The sequence below is a fragment of the Gramella jeungdoensis genome, from assembly GCF_023805255.1.
GTDB lineage: Bacteria > Bacteroidota > Bacteroidia > Flavobacteriales > Flavobacteriaceae > Christiangramia > Christiangramia jeungdoensis.
Window position 1 is genome coordinate 661,784 of sequence record NZ_JAMSCK010000003.1, and the last position, 12,471, is coordinate 674,254.

15 protein-coding genes and 1 tRNA gene are annotated in these 12,471 nt (G+C 38.8%); 13 read left to right on the top strand and 3 right to left on the bottom strand.

All coding sequences use genetic code 11. The annotated features are described in order from the left end of the window. The first annotated feature begins 145 nt into the window (after nt 1-145). The 12 genes from NE848_RS10705 (at nt 146) to NE848_RS10760 (ending at nt 9,960) form a co-directional block, all read left to right on the top strand. Nucleotides 146-688, top strand: coding sequence for a GrpB family protein (locus tag NE848_RS10705; RefSeq protein ID WP_252113338.1), 543 nt, complete (start codon nt 146-148; stop codon nt 686-688). A 343-nt stretch (nt 689-1,031) separates the two neighbouring features. After that, nucleotides 1,032-2,132 carry a DUF5700 domain-containing putative Zn-dependent protease gene (locus tag NE848_RS10710; protein WP_252113340.1) on the top strand — a complete coding sequence of 367 codons (1,101 nt, stop codon included), beginning with the start codon at nt 1,032-1,034 and terminating at the stop codon, nt 2,130-2,132. A gap of 283 nt (nt 2,133-2,415) precedes the next feature. Then, on the top strand, nt 2,416-2,970 hold the full coding sequence (locus NE848_RS10715) for a hypothetical protein (RefSeq protein ID WP_252113342.1): 555 nt from the start codon (nt 2,416-2,418) through the stop codon (nt 2,968-2,970). 65 nt (nt 2,971-3,035) lie between these two features. Then, nucleotides 3,036-3,545 carry a hypothetical protein gene (locus tag NE848_RS10720; RefSeq protein ID WP_252113344.1) on the top strand — a complete coding sequence of 170 codons (510 nt, stop codon included), beginning with the start codon at nt 3,036-3,038 and terminating at the stop codon, nt 3,543-3,545. Between the two features lie 82 nt (nt 3,546-3,627). Next, on the top strand, nt 3,628-4,314 hold the full coding sequence (locus NE848_RS10725) for a DUF6624 domain-containing protein (protein ID WP_252113346.1): 687 nt from the start codon (nt 3,628-3,630) through the stop codon (nt 4,312-4,314). Between the two features lie 147 nt (nt 4,315-4,461). Further along, nucleotides 4,462-5,127, top strand: coding sequence for a DUF6624 domain-containing protein (locus tag NE848_RS10730; protein WP_252113348.1), 666 nt, complete (start codon nt 4,462-4,464; stop codon nt 5,125-5,127). A 238-nt stretch (nt 5,128-5,365) separates the two neighbouring features. Continuing rightward, nucleotides 5,366-5,809, top strand: a complete 444-nt coding sequence (locus NE848_RS10735; RefSeq protein ID WP_252113350.1) for a hypothetical protein — start codon at nt 5,366-5,368, stop codon at nt 5,807-5,809. A gap of 147 nt (nt 5,810-5,956) precedes the next feature. Beyond that, complete coding sequence (locus NE848_RS10740; RefSeq protein ID WP_252113352.1) at nt 5,957-6,925, top strand: NAD(P)-dependent alcohol dehydrogenase; 969 nt, start codon at nt 5,957-5,959, stop codon at nt 6,923-6,925. Between the two features lie 97 nt (nt 6,926-7,022). After that, nucleotides 7,023-7,358: a DUF3291 domain-containing protein gene (locus NE848_RS10745; protein WP_252113354.1), complete on the top strand. Its 336-nt coding sequence runs from the start codon at nt 7,023-7,025 to the stop codon at nt 7,356-7,358. Nucleotides 7,359-7,369: 11 nt separating this feature from the next. Further along, a complete protein-coding gene (locus tag NE848_RS10750; RefSeq protein ID WP_252113356.1) occupies nt 7,370-8,140 on the top strand; it encodes a hypothetical protein in 771 nt (256 codons plus the stop codon). 35 nt (nt 8,141-8,175) lie between these two features. After that, entirely contained in the window at nt 8,176-8,589 is a 414-nt protein-coding gene (locus NE848_RS10755; protein ID WP_252113358.1) for a hypothetical protein, read from the top strand. 6 nt (nt 8,590-8,595) lie between these two features. After that, the gene (locus NE848_RS10760; RefSeq protein ID WP_252113360.1) at nt 8,596-9,960 is read left to right on the top strand and encodes an amidohydrolase family protein; all 1,365 of its coding nucleotides are present in this window, start codon (nt 8,596-8,598) and stop codon (nt 9,958-9,960) included. 81 nt (nt 9,961-10,041) lie between these two features. Here the strand turns inward: NE848_RS10760 and NE848_RS10765 are convergent, their stop codons facing one another. Together NE848_RS10765 and NE848_RS10770 are read right to left on the bottom strand one after the other, a co-directional pair. Further along, nucleotides 10,042-10,266, bottom strand: coding sequence for a hypothetical protein (locus NE848_RS10765; protein WP_252113362.1), 225 nt, complete (start codon nt 10,264-10,266; stop codon nt 10,042-10,044). 171 nt (nt 10,267-10,437) lie between these two features. Then, nucleotides 10,438-10,899 carry a hypothetical protein gene (locus tag NE848_RS10770; RefSeq protein WP_252113364.1) on the bottom strand — a complete coding sequence of 154 codons (462 nt, stop codon included), beginning with the start codon at nt 10,897-10,899 and terminating at the stop codon, nt 10,438-10,440. A gap of 183 nt (nt 10,900-11,082) precedes the next feature. Here NE848_RS10770 and NE848_RS10775 point away from each other — a divergent pair. Then, a tRNA-Leu gene (locus tag NE848_RS10775) sits at nt 11,083-11,164 on the top strand. A 283-nt stretch (nt 11,165-11,447) separates the two neighbouring features. Here the strand turns inward: NE848_RS10775 and NE848_RS10780 are convergent. Further along, nucleotides 11,448-12,434 (bottom strand): fatty acid desaturase family protein, encoded by a 987-nt coding sequence (locus NE848_RS10780; RefSeq protein ID WP_252113366.1) that lies wholly within the window; start codon nt 12,432-12,434, stop codon nt 11,448-11,450. Nucleotides 12,435-12,471 lie beyond the last annotated feature (37 nt).

Below are 12,471 nucleotides of genomic sequence, written 5' to 3' on the forward strand. Positions count from 1 at the left end.
GCAAATGGCGGGTTGTTTAGAAAAGAACTAAATTAGATTCAATAATAAACAAAACCGTTAAACCGGCATCCCGATAGCTATCGGGACCGCGTCCCTACTCCCGCAACTTGCGATAACCGCAGCCGTTGTGCGTCATTCCCAAAATATGTTGATTAAAAAATATACATCTGATTGGATTACAAATTTTGCGCATTTAAAACGTGAAATTGAAAAGGCTTTAAATGGAATTGAATATAGAATTGAACACGTGGGAAGTACATCTGTTCCAAAGTTGGATTCGAAAGATATAATTGACATTGATATCATTTACGAACGGGAATCGGAATTTGAAAAAATAAAAGCTGGGCTGAACAAAATTGGATATTACCATAATGGGAACCAGGGTATAGAACGTCGTGAGGTCTTTAAGCGAACGGAAAATCAAGCGAACGAAGTCTTAGATAAGATAGCTCATCATCTTTATGTTTGCCCAATTAACAACAAAGCTTTGGAAAGACATATCCTATCTCGAAATTTTTTAAGAAAAAATGATTGGGCTAGAATAAAGTATCAGGAGATGAAATATCAGCTAGCTGAAAAGGCAAATCAGAATAAAAAACTGTATGCAGAATTAAAAGAAATGAATATAAATGAATTTATTGACGAAATAATAGAAAAAGAAAAAACGAACGCACAACAACGGCTATAATTCAGCGTGGCAATAGTGCAAAAACCGGAAGTAAAAACATTAAATTAGCTTGATTTTTCTGCGGAATAGCCCTACGGACGATTCCACGCCGAAATCATAGCCAAACCCTTGCCCACAATTTTAGAGTAACATCTGTGTTTAGACAAATCTTGTATCAGACCATTATTAATAAAAAGATTAGATTGAACTTCTCAATCTAATATTTTTTTCCTAGCCTGAAGTAAATCAAGTAATTAATAAAATTCAAACCAAATCGATAAATTAAATTTTCTATTCAGGCAACCTTTTCAAGTATATCTGCGTCTTATTAAATACAAACCATTGTTAACTTTTATTTCAAAAAATGAAGCATCAATTATTATTATCAGTTCTATTACTTTTTTTATCTCACTATTCGTTTTCCCAAAAATTCAATACTGAAGCAGTAGTTAAATTTTGGGAAATAACAAGTATTTTACAAGAAGATCGAGAAATCCCCGATTCTATATGGGAATCATATAGTAACCTTCCAGGAGTTAAAAAATACATTACTAACAATCGAAGCGAGGAGAACCTTAAGGCTCACAGAAAATATTTAGAGTTATTTTTCAAGCCTTCCCTGTCAGATTCACTGGCAGAAATGATTGGCGACGAAAAATTAAAAAATGATGATATTTTTCAAAACATGAAATATCTAAAAGAAAACGAGGAGAAGCTCAAACTATTTACTCATGAAATTACTTCTCCTACATATTTGGATTCTGCAATTGAACTAACGAAAAAGTATTTACCGGCGGGCAATAAAAATACAAGTATTGGAGATCTTAATATTTATATTCAACCTATTACTTATGATGCGGCTGTTCAGGGGAAAGACATGTATTATGGACTTTCGATTGTTCACGACTTCGATAAATTTCAAATAGGTACTGTCGCTGCTCATGAATTACATCATGTACTTAGAAACAATAAAGAAATTAAAAATTCACTTTCCGAAAAAGATTCTGCTAGTGTCTGGGTAATCAGTAAAATTAATAATGAAGGAAGCGCAGATCTTATTGATAAGGTTTTAGTAGTAGAACATGAGAATGATCTCTTCCTGGGGTCTCTTTTTAATCAAATTTTACTTCAAAATATTGATCCTGTAATGGTAGAAATAGATAACGCACTATCATTAAATAGCAGAAAAAATGAAAAGTTTGTAACTGTAAAAGATTTCAACAAGATTATAAAATATTTTAGTGGACATATCCCTGGTTTTTACATGGCTGAGGTAATTAAAAGGAATGGCTATGAGAAACAGTTAATCGAAGGTTGTGAGAATCCATTTAACATTTTTTACCTATATAATAAAGCTGCAAAAAATGATCCTGGAAAACCTTTCACTTACAGCCAAGAAACAATAGAGTACCTTAAGAATTTGGAAAGGAAAGCTTATGATAGTCCATCTACAACCATAAACTAGGATAAGAATCTTTTGACTTTTTTAAGAAAGCCGAAATAGTCATTTTCGGCTTCTCTTATCCTCTTTATATAAAAACTATGCAAGGAGAGTTTCAAAGTTTAGTGAATTTAAGCTATAGAAAAACTGTGCCTAACAATGCACAACTCAAATAGCCGGCAGCATTAGAAAGAAAATAATTAACTTCACCAACAAGAGGGTTTAAGCTGACATCCCGATAGCTTTCGGGGCCTTGTCCTCACTCCCGTGAATTACAATAAGCGAAACCGTTGGCACACATTATTAAATGAAAGCAAGAACTATAAACATAATTATCCTGGTTGTGATATTTATAAGTTGCAAAAACAAGACAACTGGATCTGAACAGGTGGATAATAAACAGACTTCTGAATTAAAGGAAAACATCGAACCTGAATTCATAACCCAGCCTGGATCAACAGAATTAAAACCGGAATCAACTGACAAAATACCTGAATTTCTGGCTGCGAAATATTCCAGGGTTTATGAATACAATGGAACGGATTCAAGACAATTGATCGGAATTAATTTTATCGCAAAGGACAGTATTGGCTATTATCTAATTTCAGAATCCTTGCCATGTGACACAGAATATCACGGAAAAGCATTCAATCAGAATTACGGACTGGATCCGGAAATCGATGAAGATGAAGATGGAATTTCTTACCCTGCATTTCAATACTCAGATAACCTGCAGGATCATGTGATCTATATACGAGTTGCTTTGGATTCAAGTAAAGTGAAAATAGAATATACAGGCAAAGAAGCAGATGGGACAGATTGCGTGCCCAACACGCTAAGCATTATGGAAAGAATAAAATAAAATGTGCCCCAAAGTCGAGTCCTCCTGTAACTCCTTATAATCCTAACCGTTGGCAAAAATTTTAAATGAAAGGAAAAGATTTAAAAATTGAATCCAGGATTAATACCAGATGGTTTATAACCATATTCGTATTAATCTGGACAATTTTATGTTTGATTATGATTGGTGTCTTAACCTATGCTTTTTTCACCTCTCCTTCAAGAATTGACGGATTTTTAATACTGGTTTTGATCTTTTTGATGGTCTCAGTGTTCATAGCATCAAATTATATTTCCTGGCAATTAAGGGGAAAGGAAACTTTAACCTTAAATGAAAAGAAGATGATGTTTAGGAATGAATATACTTTTTTTAAAAATAGATTCGATCTGGATATCGAGCTGATTGATAAAATTCAGGTAATTGATAATGATGAGTTCGTCAGTAAATTTTGGGGTGTGTCTGGCGGAAAAATAGTCATTGAATATTTAGGTAGAAATAAAAGATTCGGAAAAGATATTTCAATTAAAGAGGCTGATAAAATTGCAAACCAATTACGGAGTAAATTAAAAACTAATACATACAAGGCTTATCAATAATACTAACCGGCATCCTGATGTCTGTTGGGATGAATCCTCCCTTAAAATGTTTAACCTCTAATTTAAATAAGTCAAAAATAGAATGAGAAGAATTACTATCCTGTTACTTGCGGTTATAAGCCTGTTTTCCTGCAGGGAAAGAACACAGCCGGAACCTGAAATGGCAACTAAAAAGATCGATCAGGGTTTAAAGGAAAAGCTTGAAAATATCCTGGTACTGGACCAGGGAGTTCGGGAGCTTCTGCAGGATGACCTTACCGAAGAGGAAAGAAAGCAGATCCTGGATAAGATGGACCTGTCTGAACAGGTCCTTGAGAACGGGGTATTCTATTTAATGCAGCAAATTGACAGTGTGAACCTGGCTGAGGTGGAGAAGATCATAGATGAGCATGGATACCCGGGAATCGATGAGGTGGGAATGCCTGCAAATGAAGCCGTTTTCTACGTTATACAGCATTCAGGCAAAATAGATGAATACCTGCCGCTTATCAGAAAGGCTGCCGAAAACGGCGATATTTCAAAAAAGAAACTGGCCATGATGGAAGACCGGCATCTTATGCGTAATGGCAAGGAACAGATCTATGGCACCCAGATCAAGGGATTGAACCGGAACGGGGAATGGTTTCATTTTGTCTGGCCAATAAAGGATCCCGATTCTGTAAATGCGCTAAGGAAAAGAATAGGCCTGGAAAGTATGGAAGAATATGTCAGGAAATTTGACATAGAATACAAGGTAATGACCCTGGAACAGCTAAATGAATTTCAGTAAACCGGCTACTGTGGTGCAGCTTGAATTGCGTGTAACCGGCAGGAAATGCCGCCAATTTTAGGGAGAAAGCCTTTCAATTTATATTTTTGATCGCATTCTAAAAAAGTTCACTATTGCTAAAGCAGTATTACAATCAATTTTATTAAAATGAGAACTATAATTTCCTTTCTGTTATTTCTAACCGCATTGAATATTTCTGGCCAGGAAATGAACCACGAATTAAAAACTGAACTTGACTCCATCATGTATAAGGATCAGGAGCTTAGAAAGCTTTTTTCCTCAATCATGGAAGATGAAAAGAAAGCGATCCTGAAGGATTTTGGATATACATGGGAAGAATTCGATGAGCAGGGCTGGGAGATCGTAAAGAAACAGGACAGTATAAATATAGACAGGGTGAGCGAAATAATCTCCCGCTATGGCTATCCCGGGAAAAGCCTGGTCGGGGAGCCTACCAATAAGGCTGCCTGGTTCGTGATACAGCATTCGAATAAAATTGAGGAATACTTCCCCCTGATCCGTAAGGCGGGAAAGGAAAATGAAATCCCGCTCACCCTGGTGGCGATGATGGAAGACAGGTTGCTGATGTATAAAGGGGAAAAGCAGAAATACGGCACCCAGATGAAGAGTGGTATAATAACGGATCCTGAAACAGGAGAAAGAAAATGGCAGTTCTATATATGGCCGGTGGAATCTCCTGAACAGGTGAATGAGCTGAGAAAGAGCGTAGGCTTTGAGACTACCATTGAAGAATATGCACGCTCCAGCAATGTGGAATATAAGGAACTGAGCCTGGAAGACGTTCAAAAGTGATAACCCTACAGGTAAGTAAGGGTTATGATCTATAAACACTAAACAATTTATTATTTGAGAACCTCAGGCATCTTAATCCAATTCCTGTTATCCATGATCACGAAGAATATTCTGTATATAATTCAGAAATACAACGATACTGAAAGTATAAATTAAGACAGTCGACGGAGGATCCCGAAAACCAAACCCGCTGATATTTAATTTGATTGGTTATTATTGTATTTCCAAACCTTAACAGATGAACATGGAAAAACCTGCAGAAAGCTCAAAGAGGAAAAAATTGATACAGGCTGCCAGCTTCGCTATCACTTTTGCCATTGCTTTTTTCGCGGTTCAGTATTTCTTTTTCGGTAATAAGAGTGTGGAGGAACAACTGAAAGCCGCCGAAAAGCAGGTGAATGCAGTCGCTCCCAAAATGATCGATGGATATTCCAGGCTGGATAGTGCATCTGCGGTTGGTGACAGGATGTTTAAATACCATTATACCCTGGTGGAATATTTCAGGGAACAGGTGAACGTGGATACCGTAAACAAATATATTCGTCCCGGGATCATCGAGAACGTGAAGAACAGTCCCGATATGAAATACTTCAGGGATCATGAGATCACCATGAGCTATAACTACTATGATAAGGAGGGTGAGTTTGTGATGGAAATAGAGGTCACCCCGGAGATGTATTAAACTCCTTACGGTGGTCTGATTTTACGGAATCGGTTTCCGGCCTCCCCTTTTTTCAAATAAATTATTTAAATTCACTGTAAAATCTGGGGCCTATCGCGTTGGGGATTAATTATTTATCATCCGGTTCAGGGCTCTGCACATATAGTGATGAAAGCAGTTACACGTTCCCGGTATGGCCCGCCAGAGGTTTTAAGCATCAGCGAAACCGAAATCCCAAAGATAAAGGAAAACGAGATCCTTGTAAAGGTTCATGCCACTACGGTTAACAGGACAGATTGTGCCAACATAACCGGAAAACCTTATGTAGTACGAATCTTTACGGGCATTACTGCACCCATGAGGAATGTTCCGGGGACCGACTTTGCCGGGGAAGTGATGCAGACAGGAAAAGAGGTGGCCGACATTGAACCCGGTGACCGTGTATTTGGATTCGATGATAACGGCCTTTCTTCCATGGCCGAATATATGAGCATCCCCGTTAGTAAGACCATTCGGCATATTCCTTTAGGGTTTTCCTATAGAGATGCGGCGGCTTCAGTGGAAGGTGCTCATTATGCCATCAACTTTCTGAACAAGGTGAAACTGCGTGCCGGTGAAAAGGCAATGGTGAATGGCGGTACCGGGGCCATTGGCTCCTCCCTTATCCAGTTGCTTAAATATCACGGACTGGAGGTCGTCGCAACAGGACCGGCTGAACATATTGAAACTTTGCGTTCACTGGGCGCTAAAAGAGTGATAGACTATAAGACCCAGGATTTTACCCGGGATGAGGAGAAGTTCGATTACGTCTTTGATTCGGTAGGGAAAAGCACTTTCGGGGAATGTAAAAGGCTGCTGGTAAAGGACGGCATTTATATTTCTTCAGAACTCGGGCCTTATTCCCAGAACCCATTTCTGGCGATCAGCACCACTTTCTCAGAAGGAAAGAAAGTAAGGTTTCCGCTGCCCGTAAATATTCCTGAAAGCCTTAAGATAATTTCAGAACTTATCGAAAGCGGTAATTACCGGCCGCTTATAGACAGGAGTTATCCTATGGAACAGGTGAAAGAGGCCTTTGAATATGTGATGACAGGCAGGAAGATCGGGAATGTAATTCTCAATATCAACCACTTCTGAACGAAATAGATGGCATGTTTCTTATCATAGATTCTGAAATGGGTTAAACTGAACTGCAAATTGATTAATTTTAATAGGATCATATAAGCCTGAACCTATGAAGGCAACAATCACTTCAATAGAACTAAAAAGTCCGCTTAACTTCTTCAGCCTTTCCTGGCAGGCGAGGAAGATCATACAGCAGCTTGAGAATAGCGGGAATCTTGACTTTAAAAAACGGGGAGCATGGAAAAAACATTATACCATGACGCTCTGGCCCGATGAGGAGAAAATGAAAAACTTTGCCAGGAGCGGGGCTCACCTTGAGGCTATGAAAAAGAGCAGTGAAATAGCCCGGGAGATAAGGACCATTACCGTAGACACTGAAGAGTTGCCAAGCTGGGAGGAGGCCAGGGAACTTCTTGGCAAGGGGAAGATTGTCGTTTACCCCTAAATTTCGATAATATGGGAAGGTTACATCTTTTTGAATTTGAGGATCAGGAATGGTTTCCCCGGTTTCTAAGGAGCTATGGAACAGATTACCTAAGGTTTCTGGAGGTTAGAATGAAGGTCTTCCAGCCTGTTATTCCCATAATCGTAAAAGCACTGGATGCCGGAAATACTAAGGTGATCGTAGACCTGGGCTCCGGAAGCGGGGGTCCGCTTGTATGGCTCAATAGCAAAATAAAGAAAAAAGTTCCGGGCCTTAGGATCATCCTTACTGACTATTATCCTAATCTCCCGGCCTTCTCGGGGATCTCAGAGACTGCAGATAATTTTTCCTATCATTCCGGGCCGGTCGATGCGCGGAATGTTCCAAAACAGCTGCCAGGACTTAGAACGCTTTTCCTGACCTTCCATCATTTTAAAAGAAATGACGCCCGAAAGATATTGCAGGATGCCATAGATAGTTCCCATCCAATTGCCATATTCGAAGGGCAGGAGCGAAGTGTCCTTAGCCTGCTGGGCATGCTCTTTTCTCCGCTAACGGTTCTTTTCACAACGCCTTTTATCCGTCCGTTCCGGATTAAGAGGATCATATTCACCTATTTGATCCCTGTTGTACCCCTATTTGTTCTTTGGGACGGGATCGTATCTTCCCTGCGCACCTATTCCGTTAAGGAGATGAAGGCTTTGGTTAAGGAACTTCAGAATAATGATTTCGACTGGGAAACAGGAAAGCTGAGATCCGGCCCGGTTTCGATACTTTATATGATTGGCCTTCCCAAAAATTAATATATTTTAGTTCTTTTGAGAGAGAAAATTTAAAAATGGCAGATCATTATTCATATAGCGACCTTGAACTGGAAGAACAATTCAGGAATTGTGAGTTTCCCGCTCCGCTTTTCAGTCATGAGGCTCATTTAAGAATTGCCTGGATACACCTTACTAAATACGGGCCGGGGAGGGCCGTAAAAAATATCACCTGTGAGTTAAAGAGGTATGTCGCTTTCCTGGGCGCGGAAGATAAATACAATGAAACTCTTACGGTAGCCGCGGTTAAAGCAGTCTGGCATTTCATGTTGAGGTCTGAAACCAGCAGTTTTAAGGATTTTATCACTGAGAACCCGAGGCTGAAAACCAATTTCAAGAACCTGATATCACAGCATTACTCCACCGATATCTTTAATTCCCCTGCTGCTAAAAAGGAATTTCAGGAACCTGAATTGCTGCCATTTGATTAGCTCCCCATGTTTAAAAAGCTCAACTTTTTTCTGCTTCTTATAGCGGCCCTTATTTTTTCAGCCTCCGGCTTTGATGAAGCTGTTCAGGCTGAGCCTTTACTGCTTATCAAAAATGCCAATCTTATCGATGGAACCGGGAGACCGATGAGAAGGGGCATTCATATCGTTGTTGAGAACGGGAGCTTTAAAGAGATAGGAAAAGACATTAAAGTTCCGGGGAATGCGAGGGTTATAGATGCTTCACGAAATACTATTATTCCCGGGATCATAGGTGCACATAATCACATGCACATTCCAGGCAACACATTTCTCGGCGAGGCGGGCTCAAAACTTTACCTGGCTTCGGGAGTAACCACAATTCAGACCTGCGGCTCGGCTTCGCCTTTTAAGGAATTGGAACTTTCAAAGGAAATAGAGAAAGCTATCACGATCGGGCCTGAGATTATCCCCAGCGCTCCCTATTTTACTGGGCCGGGTGGCAATCCTAATATGATAATCCCGCGTAGTGAAAAGCATCTTAAGGATACGTTGAATTTCTGGCTGGATAAAGGGATCAAATGGGTAAAGGTGTATCGTAATATCAGGCCTTCAGATCTTGAAATAATTATAAAAGAAGCTCATGAGGCCGGAGCAAAAGTGAGAGGTCATCTTTGTTCTGTAACTTTTGAAGAAGCTGCTTTGATGGGGATAGATGTGATTGAACACGGGCTCAATAGTGCCAGTGATTTCAGAACCCATAAAGCTAACGGGAAATGTAGTGGGGGAAGAGAGTATATGGATGAGTTGGATACGGGCTCTGAAGAAGTGAGAAAGCTTTTGCAACTGCTTATAGATAATGATGTCTCTCTCAACTCTACACTTGCAATTTATGAAGCCAGTATTCCGGGAAGGGCTTTTGCAGAAGATAGAAGCATCAACCTGATGTCTGAAGACCTTCGCGAAGCTTATAAAAACAGAATGAAAAATCACAGGGAGTCTGAGGCTGATGGAAGGATTAGGCGGGATCGTTTAAAAAGGATCATGGCCTTTGAAAAGCTCTTCTATAAGATGGGAGGAAATCTTACTTCCGGAGTGGATGCCGGCAGACATGTGCTTCCCGGGTTTGGGGACCAGAGGAATTTTGAGTTGCTTATCGAGGCAGGTTTTACTACTGAAGAAGCTATCAAGATCATGACAGGAAATGGTGCGAAAATGCTTTCCCGGCATGAAATTGGAACCATTGAGGCTGGTAAAAGGGCCGATTTTGTGATCCTGAAAGGAGATTTAAGTGAGCAGGCTTCCGTGATAAAGGAGGTGGAAAATGTTTATAAAAATGGAGTAAGGTATGATCCTGAACTGCTCCTTGAGGGACTTCAAATAGGAAGAGAATAGACTTCTTTAAGAAATCTGAATTCAATAAAACAAAAAAGTCCTGCTTCTGGCAGGACCTGGATAAATTAAGTTTCAATTTTCTTATTGAACAGCTGGCACTTCTTCTGCAGCAGTTTCCAAAGAATCTGCTTCAACCTCCATTTCAACCTCAAGGCTGTCTTCAACCTCTGTAGTTACCTCTGGGGTAACCTCGGTGTTGATAGCAGTTTCTTCAGTTTGTTCCCCGGTAACTTCAGTATTCTCGTTACGGCAGGAAGTCACAGTAATCATTGCAAGTGCAAGAGCACCAAAAATCAGTTTTTTCATTTTTATGATTGGATTAAAAAACGGGCGAATATAGATCAAATTCCGTTTCAATAAACAAATCGAATAAAAAATAAAAAAATTATTTCAAACTCTTGTCATACAGGGAAGTAGGGCGTTATAATAAATTTCAATTCTCCTTCTTATGGAATTTTACAGGTCGGAGCCCCTTGATTAAAAAAATAACGAATAGGCTTTCTTCAGCAACCTGCGACCTCCCAAAAGGTTAAGCTGCCATCTGTATATTGGTTGGGGAGTAAGGCTTACAAGTGCACTGATAATAATGATATTTTTCACTATATACTGGCCAAGAAGTGAGAAGGTATAAAGGCCTTCACCGAAAATTTTTTCAGGAAAAAGAAAAAATGGGGTAAAGGTGAGTATCATATGTAATAAAGCAATGCGAATGGCCAGTCCCCTGTAAATATTAAAAAGTAACATGATTCCCAGGGCCGTTTCCCAGATCGCTAAAAGTATAAATCCTACCTGCAAGGGTATAAGTCCGAATGTTAGCTGGAATATGGTTTCTTTCGCGATATCCTCGGCAGGGCTAAGATTAGGGAAGAATTTAAGAGCACCGAAGATAAGGTATATAAGGCCAATGGATAACTGCAGGGTATTATATTTTTTTCTCATAATGAACAGGAAAAACCGTGAAAAGATCAAGAAATATATTAAAAAGATAATTGAAATGCATTTTTATGGGGATTTTTTTAAGGGCTGAAAAATTAAAGTATGTGATGGATCAAAAATTATGCGGTTATTTGAGTATTATGGCTGCCGGAGTATAATTTTTTTTTATTTTTGCCATCCAATTATGCTCGAGTGGCGGAATTGGTAGACGCGCTGGATTCAAAATCCAGTTTCTTCGGAAGTGCGGGTTCGATTCCCGCCTCGAGTACTTAGAAACCCCTGTAAACTCAATGTTTATAGGGGTTTTGTCATTTTAAAGTAACGGAATAGTAACAGAAAATTTAAATATTGGAGATATTTATTGTATTTGTTTCAAGATTGAAGTTAATATTAAGACGGAGGATCCTGCTCTCTTGATTTATCACATAATAATAAATCAACTCAAGTTATTTATTTAAAATTTGTAACTATATATTAATCATAATATGATTCTCTGAATGGTTTACAGTCTGAAATTTAATAAAATAAAACAGATATTGATATCTTCAAAATTACAATCTTACGTTATTAAAATCCCTGGATCCTAACATTTTCAGCATTTTAATATGGCCTGCAATAGCCCCGAAAAAGCTTTTGTTAAGGTGATACGGTAAATTAAATTCCAAAGCAGTCTTCTTTACGATACCTGAGATATTCTTGTAATGAACATGGCAGATATTAGGAAATAAATGATGTTCTACTTGATAGTTTAATCCTCCTATTAGCCACGAAAAAACCTTGCTTTTAGGAGAAAAATTACTGGTTGTATTTAATTGGTGATGGTACCAGTCCCCGGCAATGATATTTCTAGTATCAGGTTCAGGAAAATCTGTATCTGGAAGAATATGTGCCACCTGAAAAACTGTACTAATTAAGAGGCCTGTGACCAGGTGCATAAATAGAAATGCCAGCAGAATGATCCAGGCGGGTTGTGGCACCATGATAAGAGGCAGGATTAACGCATATGAAAAGTAAAGTAGTTTCCATCCTATTATACTACTAACCGCCTTACGGAATTCATTTTTTTTATTAAGAAAACCCATATTTTTAAAACGGGTTATCTTAACGAAATCTTTGGCGGTAATCCAAAAAATGGTGGAAAGAGCATAAAAAAACCATACATATAAATATTGAAATTTATGAAGCTTTAACCTCTCCGATTTAGGTGAAAACCGCAAAAAAAATGGCTGATTTATATCATCATCGGCACCGTCTATATTCGGGTAGGTATGATGCAGAACATTATGCTGTATTTTCCATACCCCGGCATTCGCTCCAATAAGATTAAAAGTATAACCCAATATTTTATTTGTTGTTTTATTCTTTGAATAAGAACCATGTATAGCATCGTGCATAATGCCCATCCCAATGCCAGACATTCCCAAACCACTGGTGATATATAAACCGATAAGGAGCCATGGATTACCAATGTAACCCGTATTTATTATGATAAGCGGCACAAAAAAAAGACTCAGCATGGTAAGTGTTTTTAATCCCATACTCGAATTTGCATGGGGATTGAGCTTATTTTTTTTG

Bases quoted from the DNA above. Each gene is read 5' to 3' on its own strand.
- NE848_RS10705 (WP_252113338.1), top strand. From the start codon at position 146: ATGTTGATTAAAAAATATACATCTGATTGGATTACAAATTTTGCGCAT.
- NE848_RS10710 (WP_252113340.1), top strand. From the start codon at position 1,032: ATGAAGCATCAATTATTATTATCAGTTCTATTACTTTTTTTATCTCAC.
- NE848_RS10715 (WP_252113342.1), top strand. From the start codon at position 2,416: ATGAAAGCAAGAACTATAAACATAATTATCCTGGTTGTGATATTTATA.
- NE848_RS10720 (WP_252113344.1), top strand. From the start codon at position 3,036: ATGAAAGGAAAAGATTTAAAAATTGAATCCAGGATTAATACCAGATGG.
- NE848_RS10725 (WP_252113346.1), top strand. From the start codon at position 3,628: ATGAGAAGAATTACTATCCTGTTACTTGCGGTTATAAGCCTGTTTTCC.
- NE848_RS10730 (WP_252113348.1), top strand. From the start codon at position 4,462: ATGAGAACTATAATTTCCTTTCTGTTATTTCTAACCGCATTGAATATT.
- NE848_RS10735 (WP_252113350.1), top strand. From the start codon at position 5,366: ATGAACATGGAAAAACCTGCAGAAAGCTCAAAGAGGAAAAAATTGATA.
- NE848_RS10740 (WP_252113352.1), top strand. From the start codon at position 5,957: ATGAAAGCAGTTACACGTTCCCGGTATGGCCCGCCAGAGGTTTTAAGC.
- NE848_RS10745 (WP_252113354.1), top strand. From the start codon at position 7,023: ATGAAGGCAACAATCACTTCAATAGAACTAAAAAGTCCGCTTAACTTC.
- NE848_RS10750 (WP_252113356.1), top strand. From the start codon at position 7,370: ATGGGAAGGTTACATCTTTTTGAATTTGAGGATCAGGAATGGTTTCCC.
- NE848_RS10755 (WP_252113358.1), top strand. From the start codon at position 8,176: ATGGCAGATCATTATTCATATAGCGACCTTGAACTGGAAGAACAATTC.
- NE848_RS10760 (WP_252113360.1), top strand. From the start codon at position 8,596: ATGTTTAAAAAGCTCAACTTTTTTCTGCTTCTTATAGCGGCCCTTATT.
- NE848_RS10765 (WP_252113362.1), bottom strand. From the start codon at position 10,266: ATGAAAAAACTGATTTTTGGTGCTCTTGCACTTGCAATGATTACTGTG.
- NE848_RS10770 (WP_252113364.1), bottom strand. From the start codon at position 10,899: ATGAGAAAAAAATATAATACCCTGCAGTTATCCATTGGCCTTATATAC.
- NE848_RS10780 (WP_252113366.1), bottom strand. From the start codon at position 12,434: ATGGGATTAAAAACACTTACCATGCTGAGTCTTTTTTTTGTGCCGCTT.